Below are 720 nucleotides of genomic sequence, written 5' to 3'. Positions count from 1 at the left end.
GATTATGGGACGTCATCGGTCTCATCTCACAAAACTTCATGCCCGCCGAATGCGCAAACTACTTCAGGGCCGCAGGATATGATCCAAACAGATCGGATTAGACTCTAACAATCACATCGGACTACCCGATGGGGGCTGCTCAGGCCGGAAGCCCGGCTCGTTTTCCAGCCTCAACCCCTGCCTTTTTCATCCATTCGTTCAGAGTATGCGCCGAACAGCCAATCTTCTCAGCACCCGAGACCATGGTCGCCCATCGTGATCGGCGTTCCGTCTCTTGCTCCAAAAGCAGCCGCACCACACGGGTGCGGACTTCAGGAGAAAATTTCTTCGCAGGATTATTCATCAGACCTTCTTCTCAGGAGAAAGGGTCTCCACCAATCCCGGGGCGGTTCACTACCCGAAGACGATCCGGGTCGACCAGGGCTCGGAGTTCATCTCGCGCGATCTGGATCTCTGAGCCTATGCCAACACCGTCACGCTGGACTTCTCCCGACTCGGCAAACTAACGGACAATGCGTTCATCGAGGCCTTCAACGGACGTCTGCGGGCGGAGTGCCTGAACGCTCACATTTGCAGACTCATGCGAAAAGTTGGAGGCTTGGCGCAGAGACTAGGGCCTGTTAGATCTTGTAGGTTATTCCTATATATGAGGAATGAGTGAAAGCAATGCGACACAGATTTTCACCGACGAAGCGTGGGCGGTTTGGGAGCCACTGATCG

General features: G+C 54.6%; 2 pseudogenes. One reads left to right on the top strand and one right to left on the bottom strand.

Annotated elements, in window-relative coordinates:
• Positions 1 to 142 precede the first annotated feature (142 nt).
• Positions 143 to 343 (bottom strand): annotated as a pseudogene (locus HLH29_RS19340) (IS3 family transposase); the annotation flags it as partial.
• A 45-nt stretch (positions 344 to 388) separates the two neighbouring features.
• Between HLH29_RS19340 and HLH29_RS19785 the strand changes: the two are divergent.
• Positions 389 to 608: pseudogene (locus HLH29_RS19785) on the top strand (integrase core domain-containing protein); the annotation flags it as partial.
• Between the last annotated feature and the right edge of the window lie 112 nt (positions 609 to 720).

It is taken from the genome of Gluconacetobacter tumulicola (genome assembly GCF_014174215.1).
Lineage (GTDB): Bacteria > Pseudomonadota > Alphaproteobacteria > Acetobacterales > Acetobacteraceae > Gluconacetobacter > Gluconacetobacter tumulicola.
This window is presented reverse-complemented; position numbering and strand designations above follow the sequence as displayed.